The organism is Microcoleus sp. T2B6 (assembly GCF_036700475.1).
Lineage (GTDB): Bacteria > Cyanobacteriota > Cyanobacteriia > Cyanobacteriales > Microcoleaceae > Microcoleus.
This window is the reverse complement of sequence record NZ_JAUBOZ010000046.1, coordinates 31806-51237: the sequence shown is the minus strand read 5'-3', so window position 1 is coordinate 51237 and position 19432 is coordinate 31806. Positions and strand designations below refer to the sequence as shown.

14 protein-coding genes are annotated in these 19432 nt (G+C 47.1%); 7 read left to right on the top strand and 7 right to left on the bottom strand.

Translation table 11 applies throughout. The features are described 5' to 3' along the window. Positions 1 to 7 precede the first annotated feature (7 nt). The 3 genes from QUA00_RS20160 to QUA00_RS20150 all read left to right on the top strand — a co-directional run bounded on the left by QUA00_RS20160 (position 8) and on the right by QUA00_RS20150 (position 2862). On the top strand, positions 8 to 1090 hold the full coding sequence (locus QUA00_RS20160) for a tetratricopeptide repeat protein (protein ID WP_333144064.1): 1083 nt from the start codon (positions 8 to 10) through the stop codon (positions 1088 to 1090). Positions 1091 to 1200: 110 nt separating this feature from the next. Then, positions 1201 to 1707 (top strand): tetratricopeptide repeat protein, encoded by a 507-nt coding sequence (locus QUA00_RS20155; protein ID WP_333144063.1) that lies wholly within the window; start codon positions 1201 to 1203, stop codon positions 1705 to 1707. Positions 1708 to 1812: 105 nt separating this feature from the next. After that, on the top strand, positions 1813 to 2862 hold the full coding sequence (locus QUA00_RS20150) for a tetratricopeptide repeat protein (protein WP_333144062.1): 1050 nt from the start codon (positions 1813 to 1815) through the stop codon (positions 2860 to 2862). A gap of 70 nt (positions 2863 to 2932) precedes the next feature. On the opposite strand, the gene QUA00_RS20145 is transcribed toward QUA00_RS20150, so the two are convergent. Next, the gene (locus QUA00_RS20145) at positions 2933 to 8398 is read right to left on the bottom strand and encodes a WD40 domain-containing protein (RefSeq protein WP_333410912.1); all 5466 of its coding nucleotides are present in this window, start codon (positions 8396 to 8398) and stop codon (positions 2933 to 2935) included. Positions 8399 to 9083: 685 nt separating this feature from the next. Continuing rightward, on the bottom strand, positions 9084 to 10415 hold the full coding sequence (locus tag QUA00_RS20140) for an ATP-binding protein (RefSeq protein ID WP_333144060.1): 1332 nt from the start codon (positions 10413 to 10415) through the stop codon (positions 9084 to 9086). A 337-nt stretch (positions 10416 to 10752) separates the two neighbouring features. Here QUA00_RS20140 and QUA00_RS20135 point away from each other — a divergent pair, with 337 nt between their 5' ends. Both QUA00_RS20135 and ftsZ read left to right on the top strand, forming a co-directional pair. Continuing rightward, the gene (locus tag QUA00_RS20135; protein ID WP_333410911.1) at positions 10753 to 11655 is read left to right on the top strand and encodes an FtsQ-type POTRA domain-containing protein; all 903 of its coding nucleotides are present in this window, start codon (positions 10753 to 10755) and stop codon (positions 11653 to 11655) included. Between the two features lie 375 nt (positions 11656 to 12030). After that, positions 12031 to 13305, top strand: a complete 1275-nt coding sequence (gene ftsZ, locus QUA00_RS20130) for a cell division protein FtsZ (RefSeq protein WP_333056121.1) — start codon at positions 12031 to 12033, stop codon at positions 13303 to 13305. A gap of 154 nt (positions 13306 to 13459) precedes the next feature. Here ftsZ and QUA00_RS20125 read toward each other — a convergent pair whose 3' ends face one another. Further along, the gene (locus tag QUA00_RS20125) at positions 13460 to 14239 is read right to left on the bottom strand and encodes an MBL fold metallo-hydrolase (RefSeq protein WP_333308570.1); all 780 of its coding nucleotides are present in this window, start codon (positions 14237 to 14239) and stop codon (positions 13460 to 13462) included. Between the two features lie 50 nt (positions 14240 to 14289). Here QUA00_RS20125 and QUA00_RS20120 point away from each other — a divergent pair, with 50 nt between their 5' ends. Continuing rightward, entirely contained in the window at positions 14290 to 14517 is a 228-nt protein-coding gene (locus QUA00_RS20120) for a hypothetical protein (RefSeq protein ID WP_333410910.1), read from the top strand. After that, positions 14514 to 15323 carry a bifunctional hydroxymethylpyrimidine kinase/phosphomethylpyrimidine kinase gene (gene thiD / locus QUA00_RS20115; RefSeq protein WP_333410909.1) on the top strand — a complete coding sequence of 270 codons (810 nt, stop codon included), beginning with the start codon at positions 14514 to 14516 and terminating at the stop codon, positions 15321 to 15323. Before QUA00_RS20120 ends, thiD begins: the two co-directional genes overlap by 4 nt. Before the next feature lie 62 nt (positions 15324 to 15385). Here the strand turns inward: thiD and dndE are convergent, their stop codons facing one another. The 4 genes from dndE to tnpA form a co-directional block, all read right to left on the bottom strand. Continuing rightward, on the bottom strand, positions 15386 to 15787 hold the full coding sequence (dndE, locus tag QUA00_RS20110; protein WP_015179042.1) for a DNA sulfur modification protein DndE: 402 nt from the start codon (positions 15785 to 15787) through the stop codon (positions 15386 to 15388). A gap of 266 nt (positions 15788 to 16053) precedes the next feature. Then, positions 16054 to 18051: a DNA sulfur modification protein DndD gene (dndD, locus tag QUA00_RS20105; protein WP_333144053.1), complete on the bottom strand. Its 1998-nt coding sequence runs from the start codon at positions 18049 to 18051 to the stop codon at positions 16054 to 16056. A gap of 162 nt (positions 18052 to 18213) precedes the next feature. Continuing rightward, entirely contained in the window at positions 18214 to 18510 is a 297-nt protein-coding gene (locus tag QUA00_RS20100) for a hypothetical protein (protein ID WP_333410908.1), read from the bottom strand. A gap of 10 nt (positions 18511 to 18520) precedes the next feature. Then, on the bottom strand, positions 18521 to 18973 hold the full coding sequence (tnpA, locus tag QUA00_RS20095) for an IS200/IS605 family transposase (RefSeq protein WP_333144052.1): 453 nt from the start codon (positions 18971 to 18973) through the stop codon (positions 18521 to 18523). Between the last annotated feature and the right edge of the window lie 459 nt (positions 18974 to 19432).

Below are 19432 nucleotides of genomic sequence, written 5' to 3'. Positions count from 1 at the left end.
TGTTGCTATGACTGAATTTTTCTTCCCACCAAAAGACGTAAAAGCAGTCAACCCAGCAGAAGCCAGAAGGCTGTTTGAGCAAGCCAATCATTTCTGGTTTGAGGAAGGATGCTATCACCTTGTCCTACCGCTTTATCTAGAAGCCCTCAAGTACGACCCCACTGACCCAGTAATGCTCTATCAACTGGCTGTGGTTCTGCGGGCGTTTGAGCGCTTCGATGAGGCAGCACTTGCACTCGAAATGGCATCTCTTCACCAAATCCTTCTCAGCAAAATAGGCAGAAAACTTTTAGATAGAAGGAAAAAATGGCTGCTGAAACATCTTTATAATGCACGGCCCTTGCCCATACCAGCAATAGAAATCGACATAAAACAATTTGTCTTAAAGACTTTTAATTATAATGAGTGGCTTGAAATTGCTATTGCTGCTAGCGAGCGGAGAATGTTTCTTTTGGCAGCAATTACCTATGACAGAAGTCTGCCTTTTTCTGAATTCCAAAAAACTTGGGAAGCCGAACAAGCCAGACTTAATAATCAGAGCGATATCGCAATATTAAATAATCTGCGACCATCCGCCAGACAGCTATTTGAGAAAGCCAATCATTTCTGGTTTAAGGAAGGACGCTATCACCTTGTTCTACCAATTTATCAAGAAGCCCTCAAGTACGACCCGACTGACCCAGTAATGCTCTATCAACTTGCGGTTGTGCTGCGAGCCTTTGAACGGTTCGATGAAGCTGTGCAAGCACTCGATCTGGCATCCCTTTATCAAGACCGTCTGAGTGAGAGGGGCAGAAAGCTTTTTGCTACAATGAAAGAGTGGCTACTGCAACGTCCCTCTTATAGGCCGCCTCTGCCCATTCCCGCGTGGGAAATCGACCTCAAGCAACTTTATTCGATGAATTTTAATAGGAATAATTGGTCTGTAATTAGTGCTGCTGCTGAAGATCGTAGAATGTTTCTTTTGGCTTACGAAACTTATCTTAATGGTAAGGGTTGGTATGACTCTGAAATACTTAAGGAGGAAGAAGAGCTGCGACGCGAGAATGAGAGCGATCGATCGAACTTAAATTATATGCGACGAGATTAAGGTAACTTCTCTGTGCAATATTTCAAACTTACTTAAGACCTTACCATCAAGACATTAGTCCGAGACCATAATTCACATTGTTGCCAAAGTCAAAGAGGAAGTTGAGAACTATGAATCACATAGAAGCAAAGCGGTTATTTGATGAAGCGAATCGTCTGTGGTTTGGGGATATAAAGTTCAACAAAGTGCTACCTCTGTATCGAAAGGCCCTGAAGTACGATCCAACCAATCCTGTCATTCTCTATCAGCTAGCTAACGTGCTGTGGGCTTTTGAACAATTTGACGCAGTGCCAGCGTTAGTTGCCAAAATAGAAAAACACTTAGACCGTTTCAGCGATTTCGGGAAAGAAATGTTTGCTAAAGAAAAATCCCGGTTGCTCGCTCCATCACCTTTCAAAACTCCGATGCCCATACCAGCTTGCTCCATTGACTTAGAAGAACTTGATTCAAAGCGTTGGCCTTGGGAGAAATGGATGGACATTAGATCGCCAGCAGAACAGCGCAGAATGTTTAACTTAGCAGCCCGGGATCGAGATAGAGGTTATCTTTTCGATGGTGACTCAGCAAGAGAGATATGCAAATTAGACGATAAAAACAGCGATTGTTTTGATGATTGACTACTAATGTTCCCCGATGCAAAAGAGTAAAAAATTCTTTGAAAAAGCTGAGCTTTTTTAGAGAAATTTGAAGAATCTCAGCTTTTTCAGAACGAGTGGAAAAACATGAATATCATAGAAGCAAAGCGGTTATTTGATGAAGCGAATCGTCTCTGGTTTTCGCAAGGAAAGTTGAACAAAGTATTGCCACTGTATAGAGAGGCCCTGAAGTACGATCCGTCTAATTCTGTCATTATCTATCAGCTAGCTAACGTGCTGTGGGCTTTTGAAGAATTTGACGAAGTGCGAGCGTTAGTTGCCAAAATAGAAAGAAACTTAGACCGTCTCAGCGATTTCGGGAAAGAAGTGTTTGCTAAAGCAAAACCCAGGCTGCTTTCTCCATCACCTTTCAAAACTCCGATGCCAATACCAGCTTGCTCCATTGACTTAAAAGAACTTAATTCAATGGGTTTATCTCACAAACAATGGATGTGTATTTCATCAGCAGCAAAACAGCGCAGAATGTTTAACTTAGCCGCCCTGGGTGAAGAGCGAAGTTTTCCGTTTATCACTCGTCAATCACAAATAGAAAAACGCAAACTCAAGCAAGAAAACGACAATTGTTTTGGGTATTTAGAACTAATGTTCCCAGACGCAAAGCGATTATTTGATGAAGCGAATCGCCTCTGGTTTGGGTATGGAAAGTTCAACAAAGTATTGCCACTGTATAGAGAGGCCCTGAAGTACGATCCGTCCAATCCTGTCATTCTCTATCAGTTAGCTAATGTGCTGTGGACTTTTGAACAATTTGGCGAAGTGCGAGCCTTAGTTGCCAAAATAGAAAAACATTTAGACCGTTTCAGCGATTTCGGGAAAGAAATGTTTGCTCAAGAAAAATCCCGACTGCTCGACCCATCACCTTTCAAAACTCCTATGCCAATACCAGCTCGCTCCATTGACTTAGAACAACTTGATTCAAGGGGTTGGTCTTGGGAGAAATGGATGGACATTGGATGGCCAGCAGAAGAACGCAGAATGTTTAACTTAGCAGCTATGGCTGAAGAGCGAAGTTGTATTTTTGATGGTGACTCAGCAAGAGAGATATGCGAACTCTACCAAAAAAACAGCGATTGTTGTGATGATTTACTACTAATGTTACCCGAAGCAAAAGAGTAAAAAATCCTGAAAAAACTGAGCTTGTTTCAACTGTATCCCAAGAAAAAATGAAAGGAGCAAATGACTAAAACTAAGGTTTTGCCCCAACCCCCTCACAGAGACGCCGATCGCGATCGCTCACATTAGGATTAGTTCTCAAATAATCTCCCACCCAGTCACAGCCCCTCACCAGCAAATCGTCAAGATCCAAATTCCACAAAATCACCCGATTATCCCGGCCAGCAGAAGCCAGAACCTTCCCATCCGGGCTAAAACTCACGCTCATCACGCTATCGTTGTGACCCGTCAAAGTTTTCAGCAAAGTCCCGCTGCGACTCCAAAGCTTCACCTTATGATCGTAACTGCCCGAAGCAACCAACAAACCATCCGGGCTAAAAGCAACGCTAGTCACGCTGTCGCTAGAACCCTTCAGCAGCGTCGCCACCAAAGTCCCGTCTACCTTCCACAATTTCACCGAATTGTCGTAACCAGCCGAAGCCAGCATTTTGCCATCAGGGCTAAAAGCAACCCCCAACACAAAACTGTTGTGAGCCCCTTCAAAAGTTCTCAGCAAACGACCGTCCCGATTCCAGAGTTTTACAGTACCGTCATCGCTTGCAGAAGCCAGCATTGAGCCGTCGGGACTGAAAGTCACCCCAGTCACCCAGCCTGTGTGTCCCGTCAAAGTCTTAATCAGCCTGCCGTTTCTAGTCCAGAGTTTCACAGTCTTATCCTTGCTAGCCGTTGCCAGAATCTCGCTGTCGGGGCTAAAACTCACGCTCATCACGCTGTCAGCGTGGCCGTCGAGAGTGAACAGCACAGAAGGCGAACACGGGAATAGCGGAGCCGAAGGACAAGGGAGAATATTATTCATGCCATCTTCTGTCAAACTCCACACCTTCACCGTTTTGTCGTAACTCCCAGAAGCAAGTAGCTGGCCGTCGGGGCTGAAACTGACGCTGGCGACTCTCTGAGTGTGTCCTTCCAAGGTTTCGAGCAAAACTCCCGTGCGACTCCAGAGTTTGATAGTGTTGTCCGTAGAAGCAGAAGCCAGCCTTTGGCCGTCGGGGCTGAAAGTAACGCCTTGCACCCGGTTTTGGTGTCCGTCGAGGGTTTTGAGCGGCACGTCATCGAGTCGCCACAGCCTGATAGTTTTGTCAAAACTTGCCGAAGCCAAGGTTTTGCCTTCCGGGCTAAAACTCACCTGAGTAACTCGATCGGCGTGTCCCTCAAAAGTTCTCAGTAAGCGACTCTCTGGTTTAATGTTGCTAGCATCGGTTGGGCGTTTGTCGCCAACACCAGCAAGACTCCAGAGTTTGACAGTCCCGTCTGCACTTCCAGAAGCAAGTGTTTGACCGTCGGGGGAGAAACTGACACCAAATACCCACTTGCTGTGTCCCCGCAAAGTTGCTAGCAGTTCACCTTTTTTTGCTGGTGTTGAATTTTCTGTTGGTGGGTGTTTGAGTGCAGCGATGCTCCAGATTTTTACCGTTTTATCTTCACCCGCACTGGCGATCGTTTCACCATCGGGGGAGAAACTGACGGTGTAAATTTTCGAGGGTTGTCTGTTTTCGCTGTGCCATAAATTAGCGATTAACTTACCGTCGGAACTCCACAGTTTCACAGTACCGTCATCGCTCGCCACAGCGATTATTTTGCCGTCGCGGCTGAAGCTTAGCCAATTTACGGGAGCAAATTGTTCGATCGTTCGCAGCAGCGTGCCATCGGTTTTCCAAAGTTTGATAGTTTTGTCTGTAGAGCCACTGGCGATCGTTTGACCGTCCGAGCTAAAAGCAACGCTGGTAACGCTATTAGTATGCCCTTTGAAAGTTGCCAGTAAACTGCCGTCTGTTTGCCAAATTTTGACAGTTTTATCTAAACTGGCCGAGGCTATGATTTTGTTGTCGGGACTGAACGTGACACAGGAGACGCTGTTAGTATGACCTTTAAAAGTTGCCTGCAAACTGCCGTCGCGCCGCCAAAGTTTGACTGTTTTATCTACACTGGAGGAAGCTATTGTTTCACCGTCTGGACTGAAGCTAAGACCCCAAACTACATCGCCGTGTCCTTCCAAGCGGTTGCGTTCTTTGACTCCATAAACTGCCTGCTGGAGGGCGGCAGAAATCAGAATTTCGGTGTCTTTGAGAGTAGACATTTGTTGGGAGTGTTCGATCTGTTTCCACTTTTTACCAGCTCTCAAACTTTCCATCATGGCGTCAAATTTGTTGTTTGAGAAATAAAGTGCTTCTGAAGCGGCTGTCAGGGTACTGATTTCGGCTCGCTGAGTTTGAGCGACAGCTAGCTGTTTTTGACCCACAGCCCGCCACCAAAAATTTACGGCGGCGATGGTGGAACTGGTGAGCAGCATGACGCCGATCACTGCTAATCCCAGCAGTTGTTTGAGAAAAGTATTGGCTCGGTAGAGCTGTGCTTGACTCATTTTTTTGTCTGCTTCTGCTTTGTGCAGTCTCGCTTCTAAGCCGAATCTTTGGCGGATCGGTCGCACTAAATAGTCGTGTACCAATTGATAGCGGTCTTCGGGGGCTTCCCGTAGCAGAAATAGCAAACCGTGACCAACTAAAATGTCTAAAATTAAGTCGAGGTTGTCGGTTTTCTTTTGTCGGCTTTCAGGGTCTTTGGCGAAGTGTCGCGGTAGGGGAATTCGGTTTCTGCCGATCGCCGATAATTCGGTTTCGCGGGCATCGGCTGGCTGCGAGCCTGTAACTAATGAGAGTTCGTGTTTAGTTTTTATCAGTCTAACGCCTCTTTCATCTGTCAGGGAAAACAAGATTTTCCAAGCTGCGTCTTCGTTAACCAGGCCACAGTCAGAGATGACTCTTTCGAGCGATCGCTTCACTAATTCCGCTTTGGGATTGTCCCCCAATTGCTGGTATTGTGCTAGACTGGTAATACCTTCTTCTTGTAGTTGCGCTCCTACTACCTGCAATTCGATTGGTCGCACTTCTTGCAGTTCGTCTGCTAAATCTTCTACGAAGGCATCGATCAGTGCCGGCTCTAAATAAAATTCCGCCCGTTCTGTTAAGTGTCCGATGACAGCCCGCGCGTCTTTGATAGAAAAACTCCGCAGTTGGTAGCGGATACTTTTGTCGAGAATATTATTGTTAATAGCGTCCAGATTAGGGAAGCGATCGCAATCTAGTAAGTAGTGCAAATAATCTTCGCGCAAGCACAGAATGATCTTGACATAAGGCAAGTTCAAAAACAAACGCAAAAAATTATAAAAAAGTTGTCTTTGTGCCACTGAAGTCGAAACAAAGAAAAACTCTTCAAATTGATCGAAAATCAGCACAGTCAACAAATTATTTGTGGCATTTTCGCGCAACTGCTCTATAATAAAAGAAGAGACTTCCGAGCTGCGAGCCGGAATCAGCGAGCAACTTCTTTTGTGGATTTCCTGTAGTCCTTTCGAGATTAATTTACTTTCCTCTTCGGCTTGTTTGTCGTACAGTGCGCTGTTCAAAGCATTTTCTAACTCCACCAGCCAGTCGGTGTAAACTTTGACTACTACAGGCAATGTATCCCGCGCGCCCGGAGTAATATTTTTCAAAGCTGGTACTAAGCCGGCATTGACTAGAGAACTTTTCCCGACTCCGCTGGGCCCATGAATAATAGTTAATTTATGGTCGTCCCTGCTAATTCTTTCTAGCAAGCTATTGATATCTGTTTGGCGCGAGTAAGCTGTCATTTCGGCTGCGATGGCAGCTTGGTTTTGAGCTGAGGGGCCTGAAGGATTGACCGCTTGGCGCTGCTGCTGCAATTGGCTGGCTCCGATAAAAGCTCTAAATCCGTATTGATATTCGATCGAACGCTGGGTTTTTTTAATCCGAAACGCTTTAAGATACTCTCCCTGCTCGAAATAAACCGCTTGTAATTCCGTCAAAATATCGATGTAAAGTCGGGGGTCGTACTTCGGCTCGCTTTGAGATTGAGCCAACTCCAAAGAATGAACCGCCGCTTCCCACTGGCCTAGCTGCCGCAAACTTCGGGCTAAAAGTAAAAGATACGAACTCCTGTCGGATTTAGGATGTTGGATTTTAGATTTGGGTTCGTTACTTAACTCGTTAGGGCCGAGAAATTCTGGATAATTTCCCTCAAACCCCAATCTCAAATCTTCAATCAGCAATCTCAAATCATTAGGCGTTTGATCCAAAATCGCCAAAGCCAACTCGGCTAGCTGGCGGGCTTGACTCCACCTCGACTCTTGCAGGGCAACTTCAGCCAAAAAGCCGTAATCTTGAGCTAGTTGGCTGGGAGTACCGTAAGTGAAGTGCAACTGCAAAGAATTTTCAGCTAATGCTTGCAACTCTCCCCAAGCTTTCAGGCGCTGCAGCACTTCTCCGAGGTGTGCTGTCACCTCAGCTACCAATTCGAGGCGTGAGGCAAGGGAGAAAGCGTTTCTAGATTGTTCCAGGCTAATCCAAGCTTGTTCCCAGTGCTGGCGGTTGGCAACCGGGTTTCTGGCTGCTTGCAAGCGGTGACACAGGGCTATGTGAAACAGCACTATGCCTTCTCTCTCTAAAAATAAAATATTGGGGACAGGATTCGACAAGGAGGGGAAGGTTTCTGGGTTTTCGGAATTTTCCAAGTTTGCCAGTTCCCAGTTGCCCGTTTGCTGCTGCCAAAATGCTAAACTTTCTTGGTAGTGAATTAAGGCTGTTTCGGTTTGATCGCTGACATAGTAATCTCGACCGAGAACGAATTGCAGGCTGGCTTTGAGGGCGGGTTCTAATTCTTCACCGCGATTTTGTAAATCTCTTAAAGCTAATTCTAGTTCTCGGCGTGGCAAAGAGCCGATCGCCAAATCGAAGGTATTGCCCGGACTCAATGGCGAATACGAGTGGACATCTGATTGTCGTGGGTTTTGGGGCCCTGAGTTAAAAGTTAGAAAGCGTTCTCTGGGGCTGAGTTCGCGCTCCATGTCGCGTTTTTCGCACTGGGTGTCGCAGGTCTCACAATTAGCGATGGTGCTGACGTTGCTGCTGGCGAGTTCTTGATTAAGTTCGCCTATTTTAAATATAGTATCGGCCCGCCTAGCGAGGAAATTAATTAATTCGTCAACGCCCATTTCAAATTTAATTGTGGCGGCGGCCCAACTTTTGAAATCCGGGGCCAGACGAATCATTTTGGTCACGATATCATCTGTTACCCACAAAATCACTGGGCAGGAAAAATTTTTGCGAAATTCGTCTCGCACTTGATTGGTAGAAGCCATCAATTCGTCGATCGCTACTACTGTTTCTAAACCGAATACCATCAAAGCCGAGGCGGCACCGACAGGCGAGTACCCCTCGTGAAAAGTGCTTGCCTGCAGGGTCGTGTAGAGGGTTTTAACTGAAGGTGGCAGGACGATATCTTGAATTGGAACTGGGGACACTTCTCGCAGCCGCTGCGCTATTGTCTGCCGCAACTGCTCGTAGTTGCAACGCACCAAAATTAGCGAGAATTGGTGTTGAGACATTGTGATTGACCTGACCAGAGTTTTGAGCGATCGCTCGTTGTAGTTGGCAGTTTCTTGTACCTTAATTAGATCGGTCATGCGTGCACCTCTTTTGCATTAATCAATTACCTAACGCTCGCCAATCGTGACTGAAAGCGTATCTACTTAGACATCGCCGTCTCTGTCTCACGCTTTATCTCTGTATAAATACGTAGTTTTCCGTACTTGTCCTATCAATACTTACATATTTATTAGATCCAATGTAAAGATATCATACCTCTCAATCTCATAGAATGCTAGACTTGCCAATAAAAATTTAAGGTTATCTTAGATTTTTTGATTCAGGTATATATAAAGGACTACAGATCGTAAATAGCCAACCGCTAAGTTTATCCTTATAGCGACGACTAGCTATTAGTAAACAACTCCCATATATCTGTAGCAGGCATTTAACACAACAGCCAAAACAATTGTCGTCCGGGATGGGATTATGTGAAGTTAAGAGCAACAGGTAAAAACAGACATAGGGGGTATGACATTGCAGATATGAGAGTTGAGAGTGGGCAAAGTCCTTAGTGTGGTGGCAAAGTTTTACAGGACAATAACATTCACCGCCTATAGCCAGCATTCAACAGAAATCTGCCAGTGGCAAAAACCGCTGGCAGATTTCTGTATTGGATGGTAAAATTTCGGATTTTTGAGCGATGAATTTTCCGTTAAATACTTTCTAAGTCCCTCGTGGTTAAGGGTTCTTAGAGTGGCGAAGCTATCTCAAAAATCCCAACTATTTTGCTTCAGTGCGCTGCAGCCACTCCTTATATTTTCTGGTTTCTGCTAGGGCTGGATTAATCCCAAACCAACGACCTTCTTGATCGCGGTATTCAAAGACAAACATACTTCGCAACAAGATTTGAGACTCTTCTTCGCCGGTTACACTTTGTCGGTTGACGACTTGAAACAGCAATTCCCATTCCATGTCATTGATGGCTCCCAAAAGGTCATCGCGATATTCTTGAATGACGCTTTCGAGGCATTCGCGAGAGAAGGGAGGGTCTTCGTGCTGCAAACAGCTATACAAAAGCATCAGTAGATTGCGAACGTGACCGCCACTAATCCGACAAAGCCGATCTAAAGTTTCGGGAGAGTCAAACACCTGGGAAATCAAATCAAGGCGTTGAGGGGGAGCAACTTTCGGGAAAGCTCTAGCTAATACTAGCTGCCGCAGCAGTGCCATTCCTTCGAGGTGGTCTTCGCCCGATCGCACTTGCACTGGTACCATCGGCATCACCTTGGGCTTGACTCCAAATCGACTGGCGAGGCGGCCGAAGTCGTTGGAAAAAATCAAAGTCAGGGGAATCGTGTAGACGACATGGCAACTGAGTTTTTTCAACTGTTCGCCGCGGTCTAAAAACAGGTATTCTGGCTGGGTGCGTCCGTTGGGTTTGATGCAGGGGTCAAGGCGATCGAGGTTGTCAACGATGACTGCGAGTCCTTTTTTGCCTTGGTGCTTGAGTTCGGCGTTAGCTTTGTTGAGGAGTTCTTCGTTGATGGACTGCAAGATGCTGTTGGTGCGGGGTTCGAGATATTGCCGGAGTTGCGATCGCAGTTTGGGAGAGTCTTTCGTTTTAGCCGTAACTTTAGCAATGCCTATAGATAACTCCGCTTCCGCTGACAAATCTATGGGAGTCTGCAAAAATTCTGCCACTTCTGCAAACAGATTTGTAAAATAGCTCGGTCTGAGTTTGATTTTAGCGGATTCCATAGTTTCGCTGACTTGGCGCGCAATGCTCAGCAAAATATCGCTGATATCTACATCACCCATGTCTAAGTCTTGGGAAGACTCGAAGTAAACGACGCAAAAACCCTCTTGTTCGAGCTCAGCTTTGAGTCGAAACAATTCCGTAGATTTGCCACAGCCGATATGTCCTGTAAATAGCTGACAGGTTGGCTGGTCAGGCGAGATGCGGGTAATGGTTCGCTGTAAAGATTCAATGATTTTGCCGCCCCGCACGGAACCAAAATCAATGTAGTATTGATAATCCCCTGGGTCTCCCGCAACAAGGGTCTTGCTGGGGTTGCAGGCTTTATAGAATCTGTCTAATTCGAGTGCGATCACAATGGAAGCCGAATAAAAGTTAAAAAGTTAATCGAAAGTCTAAACTTTCTTTACTTGAGTTTAGTTTGATTTGTAACCTTTTGCCCTGTGGGGTAATGCCCTAAATACCCAAAGAACCTTTATCTGGTAAGGGGTTTTCCCGGCGCAGGAATTGGGAACTTTTAATTAATAATTTTTTATTACTTAGCGGTATCCGTGATATTACTGATATTGGCAGGAGTCTGGGTAAATTTGCGGGGATCTGGTTAAATGGTAGGGGAAAACAGGGCTCAAGAGACAGAGATTAAACAGTTTTGAATTTGTGCTAATCCTTAATTACTATATTGTCAAGACGTAGATGGCTAGTTTTGGAGCGGTTTCTCAAACAGAGTTAGGGCGCAGGCGCCAAAAGTTGCGGCAGCAGAGACGCGCTCGATTGGCGGCTGTTGTGTGGCAAATGCTGGCAGCAAGCGCGATCGCCGGGGGTTTGCTGTGGTGGATTGGGCAGCCGGCTTGGTTGATTGCCCGATCGGAACAAGTGAAGGTGGAGGGCAATCAGTGGCTATCGGATAAGGCGGTGCGGTCTTTGGTTCCGCTGTCTTACCCGCAATCATTGTGGGGGATTCAACCGCAGGCGCTGGCCCAAAAGCTGGAGTCAACGGGGCCCATCGCTAAAGCGAAGGTGACTCGTAACTTGTTTCCGCCGAGTTTGACTATAGAAGTGGCAGAACGCCTGCCGGTGGCGATGGCGCAGCCGACGGCGATGTTGAGATCGAACAGTGACAAGGAAAAAGTGGGGTGGCTGGACGCTCGCGGAGGTTGGATGCCGTCGGATAGTTATACTGCTGTACGATCGCACAATAGTTCGATCGGGCCCGGCAGCATTCCGGGAACGCAGCCTCAGCGTTCTTTGCCCACTTTAAAAGTCATCGGGCCTTTGGAACAGTATCGCGCCTCTTGGCCGAAGTTTTACCAAGGACTCAGCGGCTTGACGGTGAAAGTGTTTGAGATTAATTGGCAAAACCCGAACAACTTGATCTTGAAAACAGAGATCGGTACCGTACACTTAGGGCCGTACAGTTCCAAGACTGCGGAGCAACTTAAGGTTTTAGACCGAATGCGACAATTGCCAAAACAGATAGATTCAAGCAAAATAGCCTACATTGACTTGAAAAATCCTGCTTCGCCGATCGTCCATTTGCCACAACTCCCCGGCAGTTTGGAAAGTTCAACTCCCGCACCCACTCGCGCCCAGAATTGATTCTCTGTCAACAGAAGGTAGAAGGTATCGATCGATAGGCAGAATTTTTGCCCATCAGGATCGATAGGCAGGGCTTGCAATCAGCACAGTTTTTGGATAGCGCCCCGCGTCAGGAAAAAAAATTCTGATTTTTCTTTCCATCGCGATGAGTCTGGGGCTAGTATCCATTTTTTTCCTTCTGCCTTGCTTACAATTGCCTTGATCCGGTCAAGTACCTGGAGGGCGTCAAGCGAGGTCTGGGCTAGCGAGGTCGGCCAAATCCGAGATTGCTAACATTAAGCATCGATCTGTGTTAGTTTTTCGCGCAACTTAGCCTATAGTTGATTGTGAATTGGCGTTTAGTTAACAAGCTCTAATCTACCATCCCCGACTCTAATGAAGCTTAATAATAGACAGGGGTCTGACCAAGACAGTCCCCCTTCGGAAGAAGTAAAAAATTTTCCGGTGGCTGCAGATTCCGCCAATCCCTTTAGACGCAAGTCTGGTTATGTAAATGTAGATAGTATTGATATCGATCCTATGGTCAATCCCAAAGACATAATGCCCAGCAGTGCCGCCAAAATCAAAGTAATTGGCGTCGGCGGTGGTGGGGGCAACGCCGTTAACCGGATGATTGCCAGCGAGGTTTCTGGTGTCGAGTTTTGGTGTGTGAATACAGATTCCCAAGCTCTGGTTCTCTCAAATGCTCCGAAACGCTTGCAAGTCGGACAGAAGTTGACGCGCGGTTTGGGGGCGGGGGGCAATCCGGCGATCGGTCAAAAGGCTGCGGAGGAATCTCGTGACGAGGTTGCTAATGCTCTGAATCACGCGGATTTGGTATTTATCACAGCCGGCATGGGCGGCGGTACGGGCACGGGCGCGGCTCCGATCGTGGCTGAGGTCGCTAAGGAAATGGGCGCCTTGACTGTAGGCATAGTAACGCGGCCTTTTACGTTTGAGGGACGGCGGCGCACCAGCCAAGCTGAGGAAGGGATTGCGGCTTTGCAAACCCGGGTGGATACGCTGATTGTAATTCCTAACGACAAGCTGCTGTCTGTGATTTCGGAACAAATGCCCGTACAAGAGGCTTTTCGAGTTGCTGACGATATCCTGCGCCAAGGGGTTCAGGGTATTTCTGACATTATTACTATTCCCGGTTTGGTGAATGTTGACTTTGCTGACGTGCGGGCAGTAATGGCTGATGCGGGTTCGGCTTTGATGGGCATCGGCGTGGGTTCTGGCAAGTCGCGGGCTAGGGAGGCTGCGATGCAGGCTATTTCTTCGCCTCTGCTGGAAGCTTCGTCTATTGAGGGCGCTAGAGGTGTGGTGTTTAACATCACTGGCGGTACTGACATGACGCTGCACGAGGTGAATGCGGCGGCTGAGACGATTTACGAGGTTGTCGATCCGAATGCCAATATTATTTTTGGAGCGGTGATTGACGAGCGACTTCAGGGCGAAATTAAGATTACTGTGATCGCTACGGGTTTTTCGGGAGAAGTTGCGTCGCCTCCGCCTCCGGGGCGGACACAAAATGTTAATGCTCCTTGGCGGGCTGCAACTGTGCCGGTGACTCCTGCTCAACAGACGCCCGATCCGAAAGCGAAACCGCCGCAGGATTTGGGATTGGATATTCCTGAGTTTTTGCGTAACCGTCGCCCGCCAAGATGATTTTAGATTTTAGATTTTAGATTGGGGATTTGGCGATTTTGGATTTGGCGATTTTGGATTTTAGATTGGGGATTTGGCATTGAATCTCCACTCTCCCATCTAAAAAATCGAAAATATCGATCATCTAAAATCTCAAATCTAAAAAATCTAAAATCTAAAATCTAAAATCTAAAATTTCCAGGGTTTGTCCTGGTTCGGGTTCGAGGAGTTGGGTGGAGAGTCCCGATTTTGCTAGTAAATCGCGAAATTCGGGGATGCTGCCGATCGATCGCACTAACATTGGTAAAATGCCTGTGGCTCGGATGTCTCCCGTCGCTGTAGGCAGAAAAAACCGAGGTTTCAGTGTTTGGGCGAGGCTGAGGGCTTCGGAAGGCCCGATGATGACTTGTCCGAGGAATGGGAAGATTTGACCGATGACTGGGGCGATGGCTACGTCTACTGTGTCTATTTTCTGTTTGACTTTTTCTAATGGTGGCAGGTGCGGTTCGTAATAAAGTGTCTCGCCGCTGCTTAAATCTTTGAGCAAATAGCCGTTTTCTTCTTGTCCGGGCCCGATTTCGGCTCCGGGTACGGCAGTAATTTGTAACTTTTCTTTAAAATTTAACTCTTGCCAATTTGCTAAAGATGTGATATGGGTGTAGCCTAAACTGCTGAGGACTTTGGCGGCGGTGGGTGAGGCGATCGCGGGAATTGTGCGATCTAGCTGTTCGAGTGTTGGTCTGTGACAGTGGTCGTCTAATCCTTGGGAAATCAGGATGAGGTCGATCGGCGGTAAGGTGCTGGGAGTGAAGGCGACGGGGGTGTTGTGGTAGGCGGTGAACAGCCAGGGTTGACCGTAAAATACGAGGGGATCGACCAGCCAGGGATCGACGAGGATTGTTTGGCCGGCGATGTGGAAGATCCAAGAGTTGAGGTCGATTCGGGTGATTTTCACAGTGGTTTGCAATAATTCTTTACATTTGGTTTAATCATAGCTAATTTTGTTTGGGAATTTTAACCCCTTCGGAAGCACAGGCGGGACGCCCGTGCCACGGGGAAGCACAGGCGGGATGCCCGTGCCACGGGGAATCACAGGCGGGACGCCCGTGGCACGGGGAAGCACAGGCGGGACGCCCGTGCCACGGGGCAGCACAGGCGGGACGCCCGTGCCACAGATATGATTGGGATGTGTCTGGGGAATTTTGGTGTTTATCTGGGGTTGAAAGAAGATGATTAAATCTAGGATTCCTGTGGCTTTGACTGTGGCGGGTTCCGATAGTGGCGGCGGGGCCGGGATTCAGGCGGATTTGCGGACTTTTGCGTTTCACTGCGTGCACGGTACGAGTGCTTTGACTTGCGTGACGGCTCAAAATACTTTGGGGGTGACGCGGGTGGATGCTTTGTCTGCTGAGGCTGTGGCGGCTCAAATTGAGGCGGTGGCTGGGGATATTGGGGTTCACGCTGTGAAAACTGGGATGCTGCTGAATCGGGAAATTATGGCGGCGGTGGCTTCACAGGTGGAAGCTTTGGGAATAGGGAATTTGGTTGTCGATCCGGTAATGGTTTCACGATCGGGCGATCGATTGATTGATGACGGGGCGATCGCATTTTTGCGGGATGTTTTGATTCCAATGGCTGCTGTCGTGACTCCGAATCGGTTTGAGGCTCAGATTTTGAGCGGTTTAGAGATTGTTTCTCTAGACGATATGCGATCGGCGGCGCAGCAGATTTATCGTTTGGGTGCGAAAGCTGTTTTGGTGAAGGGCGGCGGGATGGCGGGAGATTTGCGGGGAATTGATGTTTGGTTTGATGGTACGCGGTTGGATGTGTTGAAGACTGAGAATGTTGATACTCCCAATACTCACGGGACTGGTTGTACTTTGAGTGCTGCGATCGCCGCTAATTTAGCATTAGGTAAAGATTTATTTACGGCGGTGACATTAGCTAAGAATTATGTTACTACTGCTCTCAAATATGCTTTGGATATTGGGGAAGGCCAAGGGCCAGTAGGTCATTTTTTCCCGCTTTTACTGAAGTAAATTGTGAACTCATCCCTTCTCTTCCCTTCTTCCTTCGCGTCCTTTGCGTCTTCGCGGTTCGTTTAATTTCTTAATTTCTCAGGCGAAAGAGCGATCGCCACCAAGTCTTCAATTTTCTTAATATTCGGATCGCCGGCCAAATAACCAATACCTCGGTGCAAGTGCAGCCGAAATTGTTTGGCTAGAGTTTCTTTTTCTGTGCCTAAATTGTCTTGGTGACACCGCTGCTTGAGGGCCATTATCAAGATATCGGCCATGTCACCGCCGAAGACATCCCAGCTTAATTCGACGTTGCTGTCGCTGGGAATTGGTACTGGCGATGGGATGCTGGGTTCGGCGAGCGATCGGCAAAATCCCCACCTGCATAGAATATTCCACTGATCGATTTTGGTCGATCGTTTCAGTTTTGATAGTTGGTCTTTGCCTGTTTGGGAGAGGCGGATGCGATCGACTGGTGGTTCCATGAGTTTGAGAGTGTTTGGTATATTGTAAACAGTGTTAATATTGGGGAAGCAAAGCCTCTAGATAACTGGAAATAATTAACATTTTTTTACACGGCGCGACTTGATTAAATCGGTTTTTTTTGGTATTCTTATTTTATTAGGATTTATCCTTAATAATGGGATGGTGGCAAAAATAAAATTTTCGCAACCATCCCATTATGATATATATACTACCGCAACTCCCCAGCAAAGTCAAGGGGGTTGCGGCTATTTTTTAGCGCGAATTTTTATTCCCAGAAGTAACCTTTTTCGACGGTGGTTTGGTGTTTGGCGGAGTCGTATTTGAGGAGGTAGCTGTGGGCGATCGCCTCTAATTCTTGGAGTTTTTCGTATTCTACTTTTCTAATTTCCGTGTCGGTAGAAAGCAGGATGACTTGGTGGCTGGCTGAGGGGAAATAGCGTTCCACTAGGTTGTTTCTGTGGGAGGAGTCGAGGCGGCCCAAGGGAGTGTCGATCGCCACTGGCAATTGTCTCCCCGATACTCTCGCTAATCCCCACAAAAAGGCGATCGCCAGCAGTTGTTTTTCCCCGGCTGAAAGTCGGTGTTTGGGTACCGGTTTGCCTTCTGGATCGTAAATGGAGAGGCTAAATGTTTGAGTGTCGATCGCAACTCTGTGCACGAGGTCGGTTTTGTGCAACAGGTAGCGGAAACAGTCGGTAATTTCTATTTCGAGTTTGTTGAGTTTTTTGAGGGTGAGTTTTTCTTTAAAGAGTTTCAGGGTAGCTTGGGCTTTGGCGATCGAAGCGATGACGTGTTGGCTGTTTCTGATGGTGATGAATTCGCTGCTGTAGTTTTCTAGTTCTTTTTGGTTTTTGGCTAATTCTCTCTCTAATTCATCGACGCGGCGGTTGGCTGATTCACAGGCGGCGGCTGCGATAGCGACTGCTTTTTGGGCTTTCCTGACTTCTTCTTCTAGTTTTTCGTAGGCTTCGGGGGAAGCTGCGGCTGCGAGTTCTCTGTCTGTGAAGTCAATTTCTGATTCGATGTTTTTGATTTCTTCTATTTGGTCGCGGGCTAGAATTTGCTGGGCTTTGATTTGGTAGCTAAGGAGGTTTTCTAGTTGCTGGATGGTGTTGTTGTCGGCGTTCATCCAGGGCGGAACGTCTGTTCCGGCTTGCTGTTCTAGTTCTTGGTTTTCTTGGCGGATGAAGTCTTGAATTTTATCTAACTGTTGGGGATTTAAGGAGATTTCTGCGATATAGTTGAGAAGGCGATCGCTTCTTTGTTTGATAAGATTTTGGGCAATCTTTGCTTGCTGCTGGCTGGCTTCTGTTTCTGCTTGAATTTTTGCTTCACTTAGCAAGGGCGAAATTAGGGCTAGTGGTAGCGTATTTGATGCCAATTCCATCATGGCTTGACGGCTTTTGTCGGCCTTATTTCTGTAGTCATTTAGCTTGCTGTCTAGCTGACTGCGATCGGCGGCAATTTTCCCGCCTTCATAAATAAATTTGTCTGATGCTTGTTGCTGATTTTTTTGAGCTTTATCTAATTCGTTTTTAAAGCTGGCTTGTTCTTGCTTAGCTAACTCTATTTCATCAGAAATTTTCTGAAAAATTTGTTCGATTTTCTCTAAAGCAGCCAAGTCTTTTTTGCCAGCAATTTCTTTCCGCTTGCGGCCGGCTAAAATTTCTAAATCGACGGCGAGGCGTTCTGCTAATTCTAAACCTAAAAGAGATTTAATCGCCCCGACGACAAACTCTGGCGGTGTTTCGAGTTCGGCGAGTTCTTTTACTTGTTCGCCGTCAAACAAAAATAGGTTGGATATTCCGACGGGCAAAAGAGTTTCGATGTATTCGTCCCAGGTGTTAGTAATTGCTTTGTCCGACCACCAATCGCTGACAATCTCGCTGTATATGAGAATGCTTAAGTTGTCTTTGATGTCGGATTTTTTCCAGTATCTAACTATTTTGAATTGAGCTAATTTGTCATCTTGGACTTGTTCAAATGTTAGTTCGACGCGGGTATCTTCTAATGGGGGAGTGTGGCGGTTGACGCATTGATTGAGAAAGTCGCTGTAGCTTAAATTGCCTCTGGTGGAACATTGGGCGCGGCCACCGTAGAGGGCGAGGCGAATGGCGTCCATGAGGGTGGTTTTGCCGCCGCCATTCATGCCGCCAAATAAAATGACTGGGCAGGGATTTCCGTCTTTTTCGGGGCGGAGATTGATGGTTTGGGTGCCTGCATAGGGGCCGAAGTTTTTGAGGACGAGTTCGAGGAATTGCATTGTAGATGTTGTTGAGATGGGATGAAAGTTGGTGGGTGCGATGTGTGAGTCCCCCAGTACGACAGGGATTGAAATCCCTGTCTCATAGCTGAAGTCCTCTGAAGAGGACTGAAGTTTGTGACTGTTGAATCTGGGTTTTTAGTCGGTTTTAACCGACTTTCGCTATGAGACGGGGATTTCAATCCCCGGCGGATCTTCGGGTAAGCCCGATCGACTCGATTGATTGATCGGGCTCGATGTGTGAGTCCGACAGTCCGACAGGGATTGAAATCCCTGTCTCATAGCTGAAGTCCTCTGAAGAGGACTGAAGTTTGTGACTGTTGAATCTGGGTTTTTAGTCGGTTTTAACCGACTTTCGCTATTAGACGGGGATTTCAATCCCCGGCGGGCTTGTGGGTAAGCCCGATCGCCCCCAAAGTCCGAATAGCTGGAGAACTCGCGAGTCTGACAGTTGGTCAATGTTTTTCAATTAATTCTCTGGCGAATTCGGGTGCCACTTGGTGGGTGGATTGTCTCGATCCGTGATTTGTTCTAAATGCGAATTTGTGGTTTTTTGCAAGTGATGTTCCTTTTGATTTATCACATAAGCGACTGCTGAGTCTAGTTGTTTTTGTCCTAAAGAAAATACTCCGTATCCTTCTTGCCACGAAAATTTATTGGGATTTTGCAAAGTTTGATTGAGATAACGACTGCTGCTACCTTTAATATTTTTAACGAATTCAGCGATCGATTGGGTCGGAGGAATGGAAACTATTAAGTGGATGTGATTTTCTGTGCCGCCGATCGCATGAAGGATGCAATTGAGGGTGTCTGCTTTGCCAATGATATAAGAGTAAAGTTCTGTTTCTTTTGCCGGAGATATGAGAGGCTGTCGCTCTTTTGTTGCCCAAACTAAATGATAGTACAGCCGCCACATTGCCATAAAGATTTTTCCTCCTAATTCTTTAGGTTAATTTATCATTTTGTGACAAAATCCGAGAGTGCGATCGGGGTCGATCGGCGAGTCCCACGATCCGACAGTCCGAGAGTCCGACAGGGATTGAAATCCCTGTCTCATAGCTGAAGTCCTCTTTAAGAGGACTGAAATCGGCGATGGTTTGATTTGGTTCTTCAGTCGGTTTTAACCGACTTTTGCTCTCTCGACGGGGATTTCAATCCCCGGCGGGCTTGTGGGTTAGCCCGATCGCCCCAAAGTGCGATAAAGAGGACTGAAATCGGCGATCGTTTGATTTGGTTCTTCAGTCGGTTTTAACCGACTTTCGCTCTCTCGACGGGGATTTCAATCCCCGGCGGATCTTCGGGTTAGCCCGATCGCCCCAAAGCCCGATCGCCCCAAAGCCCGATCGCCCCAAAGCCCGATCGCCCCAAAGCCCGATCGCCC